At 43.1% G+C, this 18,130-nt stretch carries 18 protein-coding genes; 12 read left to right on the top strand and 6 right to left on the bottom strand.

Going from position 1 to position 18,130, the window contains the following annotated elements:
• Positions 1-102: 102 nt before the first annotated feature.
• From B4E62_RS04660 to B4E62_RS04650, 3 genes are all read left to right on the top strand, one after another.
• Entirely contained in the window at positions 103-702 is a 600-nt protein-coding gene (locus B4E62_RS04660) for a phosphatase PAP2 family protein (protein WP_331351251.1), read from the top strand.
• A gap of 1 nt (position 703) precedes the next feature.
• The gene (locus tag B4E62_RS04655) at positions 704-2,362 is read left to right on the top strand and encodes a phosphoethanolamine--lipid A transferase (RefSeq protein WP_331351250.1); all 1,659 of its coding nucleotides are present in this window, start codon (positions 704-706) and stop codon (positions 2,360-2,362) included.
• 139 nt (positions 2,363-2,501) lie between these two features.
• Positions 2,502-4,172: a hypothetical protein gene (locus tag B4E62_RS04650; RefSeq protein ID WP_331351249.1), complete on the top strand. Its 1,671-nt coding sequence runs from the start codon at positions 2,502-2,504 to the stop codon at positions 4,170-4,172.
• Between the two features lie 50 nt (positions 4,173-4,222).
• Here the strand turns inward: B4E62_RS04650 and B4E62_RS04645 are convergent, their stop codons facing one another.
• Genes B4E62_RS04645 through B4E62_RS04630 form a run of 4 tightly spaced genes read right to left on the bottom strand, consistent with a single transcriptional unit; the run spans position 4,223 to position 7,787 of the window.
• A complete protein-coding gene (locus tag B4E62_RS04645; protein ID WP_331351248.1) occupies positions 4,223-5,563 on the bottom strand; it encodes an ATP-binding protein in 1,341 nt (446 codons plus the stop codon).
• Positions 5,539-6,204 (bottom strand): response regulator, encoded by a 666-nt coding sequence (locus B4E62_RS04640; RefSeq protein WP_331351247.1) that lies wholly within the window; start codon positions 6,202-6,204, stop codon positions 5,539-5,541. Before B4E62_RS04640 ends, B4E62_RS04645 begins: the two co-directional genes overlap by 25 nt.
• Positions 6,205-6,246: 42 nt before the next feature.
• Complete coding sequence (locus B4E62_RS04635) at positions 6,247-6,987, bottom strand: hypothetical protein (protein ID WP_331351246.1); 741 nt, start codon at positions 6,985-6,987, stop codon at positions 6,247-6,249.
• On the bottom strand, positions 6,984-7,787 hold the full coding sequence (locus B4E62_RS04630) for a hypothetical protein (protein WP_331351245.1): 804 nt from the start codon (positions 7,785-7,787) through the stop codon (positions 6,984-6,986). The genes B4E62_RS04635 and B4E62_RS04630 overlap by 4 nt, the downstream gene beginning before the upstream one ends.
• A 664-nt stretch (positions 7,788-8,451) precedes the next feature.
• Here B4E62_RS04630 and B4E62_RS04625 point away from each other — a divergent pair.
• From B4E62_RS04625 to B4E62_RS04590, 8 genes are all read left to right on the top strand, one after another.
• Positions 8,452-9,564 carry a catalase family peroxidase gene (locus tag B4E62_RS04625; protein WP_331351244.1) on the top strand — a complete coding sequence of 371 codons (1,113 nt, stop codon included), beginning with the start codon at positions 8,452-8,454 and terminating at the stop codon, positions 9,562-9,564.
• Positions 9,561-10,205, top strand: coding sequence for a cytochrome b (locus B4E62_RS04620; protein WP_331351243.1), 645 nt, complete (start codon positions 9,561-9,563; stop codon positions 10,203-10,205). The genes B4E62_RS04625 and B4E62_RS04620 overlap by 4 nt, the downstream gene beginning before the upstream one ends.
• A 335-nt stretch (positions 10,206-10,540) precedes the next feature.
• Positions 10,541-11,266 (top strand): hypothetical protein, encoded by a 726-nt coding sequence (locus B4E62_RS04615; RefSeq protein ID WP_331351242.1) that lies wholly within the window; start codon positions 10,541-10,543, stop codon positions 11,264-11,266.
• Between the two features lie 343 nt (positions 11,267-11,609).
• Entirely contained in the window at positions 11,610-12,224 is a 615-nt protein-coding gene (locus B4E62_RS04610) for a hypothetical protein (RefSeq protein ID WP_331351241.1), read from the top strand.
• 91 nt (positions 12,225-12,315) lie between these two features.
• Positions 12,316-13,497 (top strand): metal-binding protein, encoded by a 1,182-nt coding sequence (locus B4E62_RS04605; protein WP_331351240.1) that lies wholly within the window; start codon positions 12,316-12,318, stop codon positions 13,495-13,497.
• Between the two features lie 13 nt (positions 13,498-13,510).
• Positions 13,511-14,722 carry a hypothetical protein gene (locus B4E62_RS04600; RefSeq protein ID WP_331351239.1) on the top strand — a complete coding sequence of 404 codons (1,212 nt, stop codon included), beginning with the start codon at positions 13,511-13,513 and terminating at the stop codon, positions 14,720-14,722.
• Between the two features lie 400 nt (positions 14,723-15,122).
• Complete coding sequence (locus B4E62_RS04595) at positions 15,123-15,758, top strand: hypothetical protein (protein ID WP_331351238.1); 636 nt, start codon at positions 15,123-15,125, stop codon at positions 15,756-15,758.
• Between the two features lie 144 nt (positions 15,759-15,902).
• The gene (locus B4E62_RS04590) at positions 15,903-16,658 is read left to right on the top strand and encodes a hypothetical protein (RefSeq protein WP_331351237.1); all 756 of its coding nucleotides are present in this window, start codon (positions 15,903-15,905) and stop codon (positions 16,656-16,658) included.
• A gap of 77 nt (positions 16,659-16,735) precedes the next feature.
• On the opposite strand, the gene B4E62_RS04585 is transcribed toward B4E62_RS04590, so the two are convergent.
• Both B4E62_RS04585 and B4E62_RS04580 read right to left on the bottom strand, forming a co-directional pair.
• Complete coding sequence (locus tag B4E62_RS04585) at positions 16,736-16,957, bottom strand: hypothetical protein (RefSeq protein WP_331351236.1); 222 nt, start codon at positions 16,955-16,957, stop codon at positions 16,736-16,738.
• A gap of 108 nt (positions 16,958-17,065) precedes the next feature.
• Positions 17,066-17,278, bottom strand: a complete 213-nt coding sequence (locus B4E62_RS04580) for a hypothetical protein (protein ID WP_331351235.1) — start codon at positions 17,276-17,278, stop codon at positions 17,066-17,068.
• Positions 17,279-17,618: 340 nt separating this feature from the next.
• Between B4E62_RS04580 and B4E62_RS04575 the strand changes: the two genes are divergently transcribed.
• On the top strand, positions 17,619-18,098 hold the full coding sequence (locus tag B4E62_RS04575; RefSeq protein WP_331351234.1) for a thermonuclease family protein: 480 nt from the start codon (positions 17,619-17,621) through the stop codon (positions 18,096-18,098).
• Positions 18,099-18,130 lie beyond the last annotated feature (32 nt).

Here is an 18,130-nt window from a genome sequence, read left to right as displayed (position 1 = left end):
ATAGTTAGCCCCAATAGATTTTTGGCGTCGCACTTTCTAATACCGCTTGTAACTCTGGTTGTCCTTTCGATAGCAATCGACATAGCTGATATTGATCGATTAATGGCTGATTATTTCTATGCTATTCAAGGCAATAGTTGGACTTGGAAAGATAGCTGGCTAACCGAAGTGTTTTTTCATAAGGGTGGGCGCAGTGCGTCTATTGTTCTTGCATTGATATCACTGGTGCTCCTAGGCCTATCTTTTTTCAATTTGACATTGGCCGCTCATAAAAAGCCTCTCCTTTATCTATTTTTAGCAACCGCCGGTAGTAGTTTACTTATCGGATTTTTAAAGTCTAGCCTCGCCATATCATGTCCTTGGGAATTTAATCGATATGGCGGCCAACTTGTTTATAAGTCAGTAGTGGAGCAGTTGCTTCTGCGGAATGGTGCTGGGTGCTTTCCTGCAGGACATGCGAGTGCAGGATATGCCTGGATTTCCAGTTATTTTTTCGGCCTATATTATCAATCCAGATGGCGCTGGGTAGGACTAGGAGCTTCTATGATTGCTGGTGCCGTGTTTGGCTTTGTGCAACAAATCCGAGGCGCACATTTTATTTCACATGATCTATGGACACTTGCCATTTGTTGGTTTTTCTCACTGGCGTTGTTTCTGTTCTTCTTTAAAGAAAAATCTAAAAATCAGTCACCATGGAATTGACATGTCAATTAGTATTTCCGCGAAAGCGCAGAATGAAACCTTAGATCAGAAACTAAGTGCAACTCAATTTTCAATATTCTGCGCATTATTTTTTGTTATTTTTTATAACTCCTCATTTTTTGAGACAGTCTTTGCCTTGGTTGATTACTCAACCCTCAGAGGTTTTATATTCATCGCGAATATAAGTCTAGTGTTATGGTTATTCACATCCATAATTATTTCACTTATTACATTGCCGTATATAGTTAAAACTATTTTTCCGATTGTATTCATAACTGCATCAATTGTTGCTTACTTTATGGATGCCTATGGTGTTGTAATCCATCGTCTAATGATCCAAAACGTCGCGGAAACTGATTTTTCTGAAACCAGAGACTTATTCAACATGAGTCTCGTTTTGTATGTTGTTGCACTTGGGTTGCTTCCGGCGTTATTAATACTAAAAATTAAAATTAGTTATGAAGAATTCAAAACTGAGTGCTGGCGAAAAACCAAGTTTATAGCTATCGCTTTTATTGGATGTCTTGCATTGATAATGAGTATGTCAATGGACTATGCGTCTTTTTTTCGTAACCACAAAAACATTCGTCAAATGGCCAATCCTCTAAATTTTATCTACGCAGGTCTTTCATATGCAGCTACAAGTAATAAAATTATTGAAGTAAAACCTATTGAGAATGATGCGGCGATTAATTCATTTGGTAAATACCTTGCCAAACCAACACTATTTATCTTGGTGGTTGGAGAGACTGCGCGAGCCGATCATTTTGGTATAAATGGCTATAAACGCGATACAACTCCGCTGATTGCCCAGCAAAATATCATCAATTTCCCAAAAGTGACTTCGTGTGGCACCGAAACCGCAGTATCTGTACCTTGCATGTTCTCTGCACTCGGGCGCAGCGGGTATTCAGATTCTAAAGCTAAGTCACAAGAGGGGCTTTTAGATGTAATTAATCATGCAGGAATTAGTGTTTTATGGCGTGATAACAATTCTAGTTGTAAAGGTACATGTAATCGTATCGCTTTCGAAGACATGCAGCGCCTTCAGATACCAAATATTTGTAATGATCGCGAATGCTTTGATGAAATTTTGTTGCATTTTTTGGATGAAAAGATTACCGCCGAAAACGGTAGTAAGGTAATTGTGTTGCATCAAAAAGGTAGTCATGGGCCTGATTATTTTTATCGTTACCCAGACGATAAAGAGGTTTTCACTCCGGTGTGTAAAACCAATCAATTACAAAACTGTACCACTGAGGAAGTCATTAATGCTTACGACAACACCATTCGATACACCGATTATTTTTTAAATAGCACCATCGAATGGTTGAAAACAAAAAGTAGCCAATACAATACGTCGCTACTTTACCTGTCAGATCATGGTGAGTCTCTGGGCGAGAACGGCCTATACCTACATGGTATGCCATACGCCCTTGCTCCTAAAGAACAAAAACAAGTGCCGCTCTTTCTGTGGCTATCAGATGACTATGCAAAAGCCAATGCTATCAATACTGAATGCCTTAAACAGAATAATACACTGGCTTACTCGCACGATAATCTATTTCATACTGTACTGGGTATGCTGAATATACAGACACAAATCTATAACCCTGATCTTGATATCGTTAAACCTTGCAGGACATCTATGGGAAATTAAAAATGTATTTTATTAACTAAATATATTTCTGAAAAATAATCTATTTAAGTATCCCTTAAGTGTCATTTGGTAGGCTACTTCATAATCAATATTTTTTATTGTGAAAAATATTGAATTAGCGATGCTGTGAGGTCCTACCGTGAAAATCAATCCAAAAATATGTTTGGTATCAATAGCGTCCGTTTTTTTGGATTTTCAAGTTGCACTGGTTGATGCAAGCGAATTAGACGTTCCTTGTGTAGAAGCCCCCTGCGCGGAAGCACTCGAGACCACACAGAAAAATATAACACCGATAAATATCAACATTAAAATTCATCCAATTTTCGATGAGTCTAAACCGGAAGAAAATAACTACTTGTTTCGATTGGCCAACCGACTTCATATAGATACGCACGAATCAGTAGTTGCCAAGGATCTCTTGGTGGAAAATGGCGATTATCTTGATAAAGATCTTCTTGCTGAAAGCGAACGAATTTTGCGAACCCGCCACTATTTTAATAACGCAAGTATAACAACACACGATGAAGATAATGGACAGGTCGATGTGGATGTGTTCGAGGTATGGACGCTCGTTCCCTCATTAAGCTACTCTCATGCGGGGGGTGAAAGTACATCCGGTTTCGGTTTGCATGATTCCAATTTTTTGGGTTATGGAAAAACCATTAATATACTTCACACTAGCTCAGCAGAACGGAGCGGAGAATTATTTAATTACCGTGATCCTAATACGGGTTGGCATCAAACGGCATTGAATCTAAGCTATGCAGATAATAGTGATGGTAAGCATCAGTATTACGAGTGGGTTCGCCCTTACTTTGCTTTGAGCACAGTCAATGCGGGTGGCATTACGTACGAGCAGTTCGATCAGGAGGACAGTCTTTATAATGCAGGAGAAATAGTACAGACGTTTGGCCATAGCTCTGAAAAACAGGAGTTTTTCTATGGTGCAAAAATGTCACTGAGTGATAAGCGCAATATTCATCGCTGGAATATTGGCTACACACAAGAGGAAGATATATTTTTTCCACTGGACACTGACCTCAGTGACAATCTGCTCCCACATAATCGCGATTTTAATACTAGTTGGATTGAATATGCGTATATCCATGATGGCTACATTGAGGCGAGCAATATCCAACAAATCAACCGTATTGAAGATATTAACCTCGGGTTTCAATCCAGAGTGCGCTTGGGATTTGCCAATTCCTCTTATAAAGAATATGACAATAGTTATCAGTTTTCTCACAATATCACTCAGGGCTTTGTTGTAAGCGAAGCAAGCCTACTGCTCGCCGAGTTTCGTTATGAGGGACTTTATAACGGAGGAAAAATTTACAATGGGATACTTGAAGGAAACATTAATTATCATTGGCAAAATTTCGAATCAGGTCAATTTTATCTTTCACTTGAGGGTGCGCGCGGATTGCGTCTTTTCGGGGATAAGGCGCTGAGCTTGGGTGGCGATAATGGTCTGCGTGGATACCCGGCCTATTACCAAACGGGCGACAAGCGTTATTTGTTAACGATGGAGCAGCGCTTTTATGGTGAAAAGGAATGGTTTTCGCTGTTTCATATGGGGTACGCCATTTTTTATGATCAAGGGCGCGCTTGGGGTGATAGTTTAATCCCGCAATCCGAAACGGGAACGTTACGCGATTTCGGTATGGGGTTGCGTATTTCCGGCACACGCAACGGTAGTCGAGATGAAGGCGGTCATAATGTGCTTCATATTGATATTGCTACGCCGCTCGACGCGGGGCCGGACACATCTCAGCTACAGTGGTTAGTAAAAGTTAAACATTCATTTTAATTAGTACATTAAATTTCAAGAGAATATTTTTTCCGTACCAATATTTGTTTTTACATTGTTGTTCTTTTTGGAAACACCAGACGTGCTGATAGTCCTGACTGGCTCGAAAGGTCATTATTGAAAAGCTCTACGATCAAACCCAATCGATTTGCGATTGTCCGCACGATTGACAGCCCTAGTCCTGATCCTGGTTGGTCATTACCCAGGACTCGGTAGAAGGGATCGAATACCCGTGCTTGGTCTTCATCCGCAATACCTGGGCCTGAATCTCTGACTATCAATTCTGCGACGCTATTCTTATCACTCAACAAGATCTCAACATGCCCACCCTGCGGAGTGTAGCGAATTGCGTTCTCAATCAGATTTTTAATTAGAATTTGTAAATCGATTGGCTGACTATGGACCTGAATATCTTCACCAATAACCGCTACTTCAATTTTTTTAACTTCTGCCAATGGCAATAAATCTTCAAGAATTTCACGAAGTAATGTTTTTACGGGAATGGCTATGCTGGCTAGACTCTGTTCGTCTTGAGCTCTTGCCATCGTTAAAAGTTGTTCGATAAGTATGCGAGTGCGCTCAGTTGCTTGATGTAATTTCACCAAGCGTGTGTGCAAGCCTGGCTCCAGTCCGACTTCTACCAGGCGCTCAGCTTGCAATGAAATGGCAGTTAGCGGCGACCTTAGCTCATGCGCCGCATCGCGTACAAATTGTCGTTGGTGCGTAATGGACTCGCGCACACGCGCAAGTAGATGATTAATGGAAGCAATAAAGGGGGCAATTTCTGTGGCTAAATTATTTTCCGGCAAGGGCATCAAATCACTGTCAGTACTCTGATTGAGTTGCTCCGCCATTTTCTTTAATGGTGAAAAGACCTGACGGATTAAATAAGCAACCCATAACAGTATTAATGGTATCAAAATGATGAGAGGCACTAGAGTATTCAAGGCGCTACTACGTGCAATCTCATCTCGCACTTCTGTTTGTTGAGCGACGAGTACACGCGAACCATTGCTCATTTCTTTGACTAACAGACGCCAACTTACACCATTTACATACAGTGTCTGTAATCCATTGGGTAGATCAACAGGTATTCCTGGCAACTCAACGTTGGTTTGCTCTGACGCGGGGTCTAACCATTGCACCACAAAGTGAGACTCCGGGTCAGCGCTGGATATTGGACTATCTTGACTAGGCTGGACAATACGCTGGTAATTGACCAATGCAGCCAAACGAATGAGCTGCTCATCTTGTAGCTCAATGGCTTCCTCAAATGCCCACCAATAGGAAAAAGAACCTGCGAATAATGCAACTCCCAAAATTGCAATAGCTGTTCCTATCGATAAACGGAATTGTAATGAGTTTGTCAACTTACCTTTGCGACCATCCACCCCAACCCCCGAACATTCTTAATGATATCACTGCCAAATTTCTTTCGTAATGAGTGAATAAAAAATTCAATGGCATTACTTTCTACTTCGTCACCCCATGCATATATTTTCTCCTCCAATTCGCCGCGAGAAAGAATAGCTCCAGGGCGCACCAACAAGGCTTGGAGTAACGCAAACTCACGAGCAGACAACCGAAGCGGCGTTGCGCCTACCAAGCATGCTTCGCGCGTAACGGGATCTAAAGAGATAACACCATTAGTGAGATGAGGGCCCGAACTACTTGATTGGCGGCGTAAAACAGCACGTATGCGTGCACTCAATTCACCTAACGCAAATGGTTTTACTAAATAATCGTCTGCGCCGGTATCCAGCCCAGCAATGCGATCCTCTACAGCATCTCGTGCGGTCAAAATAATAACTGGAAGTGACTTTTTTTGTTGACGTACCGATCTTAAAACATCAATACCATCTTTGCGAGGCAAGCCTAAGTCCAGAAGCAGGAGATCATAGTGCTGGCAGCCAATTGCTGACAGACCTGAATCACCATCCTTCACCCAATCAACCGCATAACCGGAATCTTTCAGACTTTCCGCTACTGATTCACCGATCATCTGATCATCTTCGATTAATAGAATCCGCATCTACAATCTCCGTAATTCATCTTTGCATTTCTATTGTGGTTGCTAATTGTGAGTCGCTAATGGCTTAGCCGTTCTACTGGTATATAGTATGATCGAAACCAATATAATAAATAGCGCAAAACTGGAGCCTTGCGTCCCCCAATTTAAACCGCCATGTTCGATGGGTTTAGTCATTAGGTCACCAATCGTTGCGCCTAACGGCCTTGTCAATACAAATGCAATCCAGAAAAGAGCGACTCTAGAAACTGTGGTGTACCAATAGGCAATAGCGGTTATGGTAATAACGCTACTAATTAACATGGCACCACCGAAAAAACCTAATCCAGATGAATCTGATAAATAATCACCCAGTGCTGTACCTAAAGTATTCGACACCAATATCACCAACCAATAGAGGATCTCAGGCTTGGTGCCGCTGACATTGGATACTGAAATGTTGTGTTGGGTAATTTTCCAGAATACCAATAGTCCAGCAAGTAAACTCGCCAGTAGCAACGCGCCCACCCCATAACCTAAACCCAGTGTTCTATCCATAAAATCCGATACCGTAGTTCCTGCGGTGCTGGTTAATAAAATAACTGACCAATAAAGCCACGGTTGGTGATATCTGATTCTCAATTGCGCAACCAAGCTGATGAGGAAAATGCACAATAGAAGTAAAGAGCTGACTGCGTAACCTAAATTCATTGTCATTGAAAAGAGATCACCAGCGGTCTCTCCTAGGGTGGTTGCGCAGATTTTCATTGCCCAGAAAAAAATTGTAATTTCGGGAAGCTTATTCATGCGTCTGCTCCCATAGATACCGTCTTATTCTTGGATGCAGTTTTATCTACAATTGTTAGATACATTACCAGGGCTATAATAATTATCAGAAAAACAAGGCTTGTATTAGTAGTGCCAAATCCCAATCCGCCATTCTTGGCTGAATGAGAAAGAAGGTCTCCAATAGAAGCGCCTAATGGTCGTGTTAATACATAGGCGATCCAGAAACATGTAATGGTATTTACCTTAAATCTATAATGGGCAATTGCGACAAGTAATATCAATAAAGTAAAAATTGACGTGGCGACCAAATAACCCCAATTCAAACCTTCCGAGATCCAATCACCCAGTGCTGTACCCAACGCAAAAGTGATTAATATAGTTAGCCAATAAAATAATTCACGCTTCCGGGTATTAACGCTACGAATGGATAAAGTACCTTCCTGTCGATACCACATAATAAACACTGTTATCAGTAGCACGCTAAAAAGACTGGAAGATAAGGCGAGAGGAACATGGCAATAATCCGTCAACATATCGGTAATTAACGTTCCCACGATACTTACCAGTACTACTGCCAACCAATACAACCAATGTTGATAGGTTCTAATCTGAATTTGAGCAAGCAATACCACGAGCAATGGTAGTACCATGACACATGAAGTGATAATAAGACCCCAGTGCAATTTAAAAATTAAAAAATCAGCGCCCGTCTCACCCATGGTGGTGGACATCATTTTGATGGCCCAGAATACCAAGGTAACTTCTGCGACTTTATTGGGTGAATTTGGGGAAGATTGAATGGTTTGTAAACGAGTCATATGAAGCTCCGTGAGATTAGCTCACATCGAATGTATGCTCATTCTAATAAACGACACTTAGCCCACCATTAGCGATGAAAAGACAAAAATATTTTGTAAATAAAATCGATATCTATTATTACAATGACGAAAGAAACGACAAATGACTGCCCCCACCGCATATAACGATTACACATTGCTATAAAAATTGGGTCGTTAGTCTTTTCAAATGATCTTGACATGATGTAACGATACAACGACAAGGTCGATGTATCGTCTTCGTGTTCCTCATACAACTTGAATTCAATAAAAATATCCGGGAAATGTTTTTCAGCGTAACTAAGAATTAAGCTACGTAAATACACGGTAGCGATTACTATGAGTAGTAAAATGCTAAAAATGGTATAGGGTGCTGTTTCAAACATAAGAGGATAAAGACATATTTTTTTTTCGATCCCTGAGCAGTAATTGAGGGCGTAAGTTAAGGGTAGGATACTCTTAAGTTCATTGTGCAATCTTAGCCGTAAAAACTTAGGACATACTTAAGGTAAGCGAATGAATTATTTAATCTTACCCAACGTGTATGAAAACTCTTATGCAGTAAGGGTAAAGCGACAAATACAACATCCGTTGATAAGTGAGCTGATTAATAATGCAATCAAGCCATAGATGAGAAACGCCTTCCATGCAAAACACTACATCTACCCCTGATCTATTATCGCGGCGCCTGACTTGGCTCCCGCTACTTGCTATTGGGTTCATCGTTGCCGCGATCGTGCTCGCTTTTGCGTGGGTGGCTGGGTGGCTTACGCCAGACAGGCTTACCCCGGCGCGCTTCACCAATGCGATTGAGACCAGCAACGGGCAAGTCCATCGCGGCTTCCGTCGCGCGCATGCTAAAGGCGTGTGCGTGGCAGGTTATTTTGAGGGTAATGGCCAGGGCGTTGAGCTCTCCAGCGCGCGTTTGTTTTCGACGGTACGCACGCCGTTTATCGGACGTATGTCGATTGGCGGCGGCTCGCCCTACGGGTTGGACAACAAGGCGCGCGTGCGCAGCATGGCGCTCCAACTTAACAGCGATGATGGCCAGCAATGGCGTATGGCGATGAATAGCTTTCCGTTTTTTGCAGTATCGTCGGTTGAGGCGTTCTATGAGCAAACAGCGGCCAATGCGCCCGATCCCGCCACAGGCAAACCCGACCCCGCTAAAGTGGCCGCGTTTGCAGCAGCACATCCGGAGTTCGCGCGATTCGCGGAGTGGGCCAAGAACACGCCTTGGTCAACCAGTTGGGCGAATACTGCATACAACAGCGTCAACACCTTTCGCTTCAGCAACCCTGCCGGTGAGCAGCACCATGTGCGCTGGTCAATGCAGCCGCAGACAGCCTTCGTGGCTATGTCGCCTGAAGAGCGAGAGGCAGCCGACGATAACTTTCTTACAGAAGATCTTATGGCGCGACTCGCGCATGGACCCTTGCGCTGGGACATGGTGGTGACAATAGCTGCACCGGGTGATTCGATTACAGATCCATCGAAAATCTGGCCGGAAGATCGCCGGAAAGTGACCGTGGGCAGTGTGGTGATCGAGAGTTCATCGCCACAAACTAGCGGCGCGTGCCGCGATATTAATTACGATCCGCTAATACTGCCAAAGGGCGTAGACGGCTCGGAAGATCCATTGCTGGCGGCACGCTCCGCTGTCTATTCGGTCTCATTTAATCGTCGCCAGTACGATATTGCTACCGGCAAAGCTGACACTGCCATCGGTCAGGCCTCTTCACAGGAGACTTCTCCATGAATGACACCGCAAACGTCCCCGAGAATCATGCACCGCTAAACCACGTAGAGTCTTGTCCTGATCCGCGCCATTTCAACTTTACAGCGCGCGTTCTGCACTGGAGCATGGCGCTAATGATTTTGGCGATGTTGTTTGTTGGCATCGGCATGGTCTCGTCGCTCAGTTTGCGTCCCGCGCTAATCAGTCTGCATCAACCGCTCGGCATCGCTATTTTGCTGTTGGTAATTGTGCGGTTGATCAATCGTCTGCGTCATCGACCGCCACCTTTGCCCGCCGATCTGCCCGCCGTGCAGGTGTTCGCGGCCAAGGCCTCACACTGGTTGCTGTACGCGCTGATGTTTGCCATGCCGTTGATTGGTTGGTGCATGCTGTCGGTGGGCGGTTATCCAGTGACGATGTTCAATGGTTTTGCACTGCCAGCCATCGCGCCCCACAACGCCACCGTTTATGCCGTATTTCGCAGCGCTCATACCTGGCTGGCGCTACTGCTATTTGCCACGGTTCTGATGCATTTGGCGGCTGCGTTGTTCCACGCTTGGGTGCGCCGTGATGACGTGTTTGCAAGCATGGCGCGTGGGTATGTTACCAACGCCAAAACATTGGGGGAGGAAAAGGAACATGAAAATTCAGCCAATGAATAGCTGATGCTGAAGTTCGCTTTTTGCGGAGAGTGTCCAGTCAGTGTTACACGTTTGTGTTTTTGTGATGGAGCTTCATTAATGCTTAAATTGAGTGCTGTCTGAATATTGATCTTAAAACCAACTACGGCTAGACTTCGGGTGTAAAGCATCAACGACTCTCGTTGAGCCTTTAAGAAGATCCCCAAAAGCGCCGCAATGGGATCATGTCGTAAGACAGCGTTTACTTTCACAATCGAAGCATTGGCTTCACCCTCAATTACCCGTCGGGAAAAATACTCCCGTCGGGAAGTGTTTATCTCCTCGGGTTTTTTCATTCTATCCCTGGAGAAAACATCATGGCTATTCAATCTACTGGCACTAACCATTCCATTTTTAATCTGCGCTACAGTGCGTTTTTGGGAATGTTATACATTTCAAACCCGGAGTCAGAAACATTCGTCAGCGAGGCAAAAGCACTTGTTGGTGAAGACGAGGCGAAGAAGGGTTTTAAAGGCAACAAAGGTGATTCGGCATCTGCAAAGGCGCTTGAATATCTGCGTCAAAAAGGCATCACACCAGTAACTCTCTCGGGTGTTTTAAGCAGTGCCCGGATAATTGAGCGTGATGTTGATGGCAGACCAACTCCCTATCTCAATGTTGGATTGAAAGACGGTGACGAGCGCTATTTTGTCTCCGTTAATCTCTCTCAACAGGCGGCGCAAATGTTGGTCCGCAAGTTGGTAAACGCTGAATTTGGTGCCCACACTGAACTCAACATGTTTGCAACCTATGGCCAGCGCGAAGGTGCTACACGTGCTTACGCCGACCACGGAGCTAGCCTTCGTCAGAATGGATCTGAGATCAAATCACTCAGCCCTAAGGAGCAGCTTGCTCCCAGGATTGATGCTGATAAGCAAAAACTGTTTGAAGCAGGAATAACCGATAAGGAAACCCTTGCTACGCGGCGCGCTAAAATTGAATTGGAGTTTCATGTTGAGCTTATGACAGCAGTGGCCGAAAAGGTCGATGCCTATTATGCTCAAACTGAATTACCTGATTCCGAGACTGTTGCCGTGGAATAGTAGTTTTCGAACAGGCTATTTAGTTAAAAAGTTTGATTTTGTTGATGGCCACTTTATGTGGCCTTTTTTATTTACGTATCACGGAAGGCTGTTTAATAAGGGGTTCCAGAGCATTTCCGCCAAATGTTACATAACTCGCACAGCGCCCGCTAGCCGCAAGGCTTTCAGCGTGACTTATCTGATGTTAGACATGTAAATCGACTTAAAAGCTAGAGAAGTCGTACGGATGAGGGCAAACCCACGACTGACGTGAAAATTGGTATTATTTTGGTATGTGGCAATTAAAGAGAATTGAAAATTGATATCGACAGTTTTTTCAAGAAGATGGGATCTCAGGCTTCCTGTGATAACCCGCTACATGGAGTCGCAATTTGTCGATGACTTCTTCAATGAGGGAAAACTTCGTTTATCCTCATTCAAAAAATTTAGAAATAACCCGGATGAACAACAAGGAGATGTGGCCGAAGGTAGGGCGAATATGAAAATTGCGACCCCAAACGGAAATCACACGATTTTGGCGACCAATGGGCAGGAAGCATATGTTCTGTGTGGTGGAACAGTTGAAAACAAGAACATGGAAGCCAGTTTCAAAACCGCTGATGGTTTTAGAATAATAAACACACTAGCCTTTGCAGATGCAATTTCTAGGTATATTCCAGGGTTCATTGGTGGCGTGGAGGGACTTTGTTCTTACAGGGACAGCCTCTTAATTAATGATTATGATGAAAAATCTATAGTTTCCCCGGATCAATTTGCTTCACCTGAGGAATGGGCGAAGGAATACGACAAATATGTGGCCGAAAAATCGAGCGCGGCATTTTTCATCAAACAATTAAAATTTGCTCATCAGGGCGAGTACCGATTCATTTGGTTCACGACAAGCAGTGAAGAGAAAGAGCATCTCGATATTGTGTGTCCTGAAGCGCGACGTTTTTGTCAGCGATTGACTGAAACCTGATAGCACGCGGAGCAACATAAGCCCGAGAACCGGTTGCTGATGAAAACCAATTGGCAGTATGGAAATATCAAAGTTTACAAAAGGAAAAATAATGGACGAACTCTCGCAGTCAATGAGCAAGCAATATTCCGTCTTTGATCAAGAGTCAAAAAATCAATTTGTGGCTGATCTTTTTCATATTGCAAAAACCAAACGCCAGGATAATTGTTGGTGTGGCAGCAACAAGCGATTTATTGACTGTCATGCAGGAAGAGAAAGCGAACGGATCATTTCAGAGAGTCAAATGCGTTCTGAGATATCCAAAATAATGGATGATCCGAAATTTTGCTGTGCAACATTCGATTCCAATAATTGCAATGGCATAATAAAAGGCGCCCATACAATTCAACGGGGGCGTGTCCTGGCAAGCATGACCAATGACAATCATGTAGGTACCTTTTATAGGAATAGATTTGGTTTTGATAAAATCATTAGCATTCAAAATGGAATAAAGCATCAGGCTTCAATTTTTTATGGATTCTGCGATTTTCATGACGTTGATTTATTTAAGGGTTTTGAGGTTAGTGAATTTACCGTCACGGTAGAAAATTGCTGGGCTAGCTCTTATCGAGCGATATGCCACGAGTATTATCAAAAGAGTGCAGCAAAAGATGCAGTATTGTGGATGAAGGAGAATCTTGACAAGGGCCGCCAGCTATATGAACAACTGATGATTCAGGAAAATTTGGCTCTTCTTGAAATTGATATCCATAAAGGATTTGATGATATCCATCGAATAAAAATTGAATTTGAAAAAATAAGAACCCACTTTCAATACAAAAGATTTACCAGCTATGTCATCCAGCTAGACAAGCCTCTCGATATTGCTGTTTGTGGAACAGTGGCACCATTCCATGATCTGCTTGGCAAAAAGATTCAAAATCTAGGCGATCCACATAAACTGTTTGAGCATTTTTTCATTTCAACGGTAACCATGAGTGGAAATGCAGCTTATGTTATTTCTTACTTAGACAGCCATCACATCATCATCGCTTACCTTAAAGCCCTTTTCTCCAGGGATTATCAATTCATTATTCAATGGCTCACCAAATCCATTTTCGCTCACTCCGAGAATACCTATTTTCGATTGGATTGGTGGACAGGTATTGATAAACAAAGACAACAAGCGATTTATGATTTAGCCATGGTAGAGAACTACACGCAACCTTTTGCATACGACGATCTTGTGAGTGGTAGTACGACTGGAAAAATTGTTTCGATAACTAAAATATAGGTAGCGTAAAAAAATGTTGATAGCTCACGATCTTGATGAACCATGCCCAAGATGTGGCGTTGCTGGAAAATACGGTAATGTGAACATAGATAGAAATATTTTAAGGAGGGGTTGCAACCATTGCCGCCAGTGGACACGTTATTCTCTCCCAGAGGTAAGAAAAAAAATTATCTACCTCGATCAATTCTTTTTATCTCATGCTTTTCGAGCTCAAGAAAAACCTTTTGTTGATGCTGCACATCGAATTGAAGATATGGCAGCAAGGCAGCTCATCGTTTGCCCATACTCTTCTGTTCATACCAAAGAAACACATTTATGGCGGCATGAGCAACAGGAAAACCTTTTTAAGTTTATTAAACAAACAGCTCGTGGCCATAAATTCAGTGATGACTTTGAAATTAAACGGCTTCAATTACAGCGTGCTTTTGCGGCTTTTAGAACAAATGGTGACGTCATTCAATTGGTTGACGAATCCGAGGTGTTTGCGGGTGAAATTCACTCGTGGGACGATTATTTTTGGCTTGATATGCGTCCAATTTTAGGAAATATAGAAGCAATGCGGCAAGGAAAAACAGATGCAATTGCTACTTTAGTAACCCTTTTTCCAGACTGGGCCCAACTTACCACCTCGTATGAAGAGGACATGGAAATAGAAGCAGAGGGATATGGTCGATCTCTCATCGACCAATATCTGGAAATGTGGAGTAAATTAGCGCGAGGTAACTTAATGGCTTATATGGACGCACCGATTGACGTAATGTATGTCGAATCATTAATGCATTATGACGAAGATACAATGCAGATGGATGAGCGACTGGCAAGAATTGCAGATTTTTTTGTCTCTCCACATTTCAAGATGATTCCGCATTTAAGGATATCTTGCGGTATTTTTGCGATGTTACGAAGGCGTGTTAAAGAAGGTGCATACACAAACCAAAATACTGCGCGGAAAAAGCTATCTGGCCTTTTTTATGACTCAAATTGCATCTCAATTTTTGGGCCGTACTGTGACGCTATTTTTGTTGATAAAGTGATGAAGCAGTGGTGCGACTTTCCCCAGGCGAGAGTGTTAGCACCTTACAGAACACAAATTTTTTCAGTGTTGGATTGGGATGGTTTTCATGGATACTTGGATCAAATTGAAGAAAATTACACAGATGAGATGCGTGATGCAATTACGTTGGCTTATCCTGATTACGAACCAATGAATGAACCGGGAAACTAGCCATTTGGATTCCCTGCTTGCCTTAACTGCGTCCAACCGTTAGTGCTTATAGTTGACGCGCGAATAACTAGTTGATGCCTCAAACCTCATATCATCTGCATTTGTACCTGCCATAAAACGTCCATCCTCATGGTTCCCATTAGAGCTACCGAGACTACTACGCTGGTTATCCATACACCAGTAGAGGTTGGTCAAAAATAGATTTTTCTGCATTGTTTTTAACCAGTGCGAGTACCGGTCTCTATTAAACCTCTCATCCATGCTCTCTAGAGGTAGTCGAATTTTTGTAAGGACATTGCATTTTCATCAATGCAGTATATAGTTATCTATAGCTACACTTAACTATGTATAGCTAAGCAGTCAATCACAATCGTTATCAGTATATTCAGTGAGGTTTGATATGGGCTATAAGCGTCCAGAAGAGGTTGTTTCCCCTAAAGATAGGTGGCGTCATAAGGTGACTTTGTGTGATACAGGTCAAGATGGCTTTAGTGTTGTTGAAGGTATTTGGGATGGTGCCCCATGCGTTGCCATGCGCTGGAATGGGGATGATCTTAGTGGCGGCAGCGGTGCACCACAGTCTACTGGTTGGCCAACATGGTTTATTGTTCCTTCGGAGTTGGAGGATGCTATTCGCATGGTTGGAGCTGATCTCGGCAGTACTATTAAATCGATTCGCTGTACGCTAACCCAGCCCAAGGATTTTGAATGGGGGGTGTTTCAGGTTGAGGTCGAAATTGTAGATACTGAGTTGCTTGCTGGGCTTGCAAATAAGAACGTGTTATTTCAGCTTCCAAAGCTATCAGCTAGGTTTTTTAGAGAGTTGGATGAGCACGAGAATAAATATTTTGCCCCACCTGTTTCTATGGGTGCTGAATGGCAGGGCAGAATTGTGGATGGAAAATGGATGGGTATAGTTCAATCTAACGGGGTGCCCGAAGATCAGAATGAAACTACGCGATTGATGGTAAGAGATGCACTGATTAGGCAGGTGGCCAAAGCTTTACGTTTATACACAGCATTACCTTTACGTTGATTTTTGTAATGAAAATTTAGGGTGGGTATTTTTGAATTGAGTGCCGAGGCTAGGGAATTAAAAATATACAGGGATGGCTAATACCTTTGAAAATATGTCAATGTATTGTGCTTGCACAAACTCAAACTGAAGTAGGTAACTGTGATGACCTATAGGCCTCTTAATCATAACGAGCGCGTTGTTGTCAGTAGAGTAATCTATGAAGAGCGTGGCTTGTCAGGCGGGCTAGCTGAAAGCATGTTTATGGCTTACACGGGAAGGGCGCTCGCACTTGATGCACCTGAGTTCGATATTTTTCAAGAGTCGGAGATAGAACGCAAGGCGCGGCTTGCGGAAAAGCAACGTGAGAAGGTGATCGAACTAAACGCGGGCGCTGAACTGGAGCCTATGGAATTTCTCAGTAAACTGGAAGCCCTTTCAAAAAACGATAAGCCAAGTAAAGACCCACTCAATTGTTTTGAATGGTTCTATGGTGATGAAAACGCTTTGGATACTCGTCACAAGCGCTTGCGAGTTAAATTTTACAACTCTCCTAAATATCGCCAACAGGCACTGCGTCGTTACCTGGAAGATGGAATACTGGAGGAGTCCCAGCTTGCTAACACCGAGTTAGTTGGTCAGATCATTGGGGAATTTCACCGCAAGTATCCTGGTACCCGCCAAGGAATAATCAGTTATTACGAAACGCTATTCGGAGATCCAAGCGGTTTCAGCTATCAGTGTGCAAAGGAGCGCGAGGCATTTAACAACGACCCCCTGTTTCGTGCAGCGCTTTTAAAAAAACTACGCCTGGATGAAGGGTTATCAACCCATGATGTTCGAGAGTCATTAAAAAAATCTGCCCTCGAAACGGGTGTAGTGACACCAGAGCAAATTGCACAGTGGGAAGTAAACTCATAATTTGCAATGCTCAATAAAAAGCCCCTAATCATTAGAAAAGGGGCTTTTTTATTTGTCAGCATATTTACCTCAAACAATCAAAAGTATGAGCGAATAGAATTCATTGCAAACCCATGATCGTTTTCACGAAGCCAGTCTACTAACTGATTGTACTGATCAAGCACCATTGATTTGATGAAGGTGCGGTCGCTTTTCTTCTCGCTTACAACCACATCGCACAAACCGCTAGCACCATTGAAATTTACACACATTACATGACGACTGTTCACATCGAAAGTTTGCTTATTTGCGTTTACCATGATTAAGCTCCAGGCTTGGTTGATTAGGGAATCCCCCAAAAAGCCCTCCTGAAAGGCCTTTAGGAGGATTCCCTAATCGCCGAAAGCGAAATCAGGGAAAGCTCAAACTTACTTGCAAAATTTTTCTTTGGCCATGTTCATTCCAAAGATGTGGTCATGCTCTCTCAAGAATTCAACACGCTCGTTATATTCCTCAAGCTTTAGGCTTGTGGCTTTAAACGGATTCTCAGGTACGCGCGAATCAACAGACACAATGGAGATTGTTTCTCCAAACTCTGCTTCAACAGTGCGAAATTCAGAAAGATTGAATGTGGATTTCATGGGGTGCTCCAGGATTTAAATAAATAAATCGAAGGAGCTAAGGCCAGCCCGGGCGGGGAGGATTAGACTCCCCGATGGGTGGTAAGGATTAGGACAGACTTTCGTCTTGCTGCATTGCGGACCTGTGTGCAGCTAAATTAAGGGTCAGTGAAGATGTCACTGGGCATATAGCCCCATAAAGATAGTTTGTTCTTCGGTAGGGTGCAATATCTCAGCTGAATTTTTCAGACCAAAAGGGTGACGAATGGGTATCTGTTGCGTAATATCGAGTAATTGACATACAAATAACAGCAAGTAATCTCCCTCTCTTAAATGTAATAAAGCTCAAACATGGATGCTTATGAATATATTAAAGGTTTCCCTCCTCTCGCTTCTTCTCGCTATCCAAGCAGTATCCGCTGCAGACCAAATTGCAGGAAAAGTCGTCAAAGTAAGTGATGGTGATACGGTCTCTCTCCTTGTGAACGGCTCTGAAACCATCAATGTACGCCTCTCCGAAATAGATGCGCCCGAAACAAATCAACCTTGGGGCAACAAATCGAAACAAGCCCTCTCGTTGCTCATAGCCACCAAAAACGTAACAGTCAGCACCACTGGCAAAGACAGGTATGGCAGAACATTGGGTACCATTTACCTGCTGGAGGAAAATGTTAATAAGCTAATGGTTAAGAATGGTGATGCATGGGCATACACCAAATATGTTGCAGACCAAGAGTACTTTCTCCTCCAGGATCACGCTAAAACACAAAAAGCTGGATTGTGGTCAATGAGTGCAGATCAGATTATCCCGCCCTGGGATTGGCGGAAAAAATCAAAATAGAAAGAGGCTGGTAATGGTCCGATAAGTTCAAG

This window comes from Cellvibrio sp. UBA7671, from assembly GCA_002483145.1.
In the GTDB taxonomy this organism is placed as follows: domain Bacteria; phylum Pseudomonadota; class Gammaproteobacteria; order Pseudomonadales; family Cellvibrionaceae; genus Cellvibrio; species Cellvibrio fibrivorans.
Note: the sequence above shows the minus strand (reverse complement) of the source record. Positions and strands in the feature narration are given on the sequence as shown.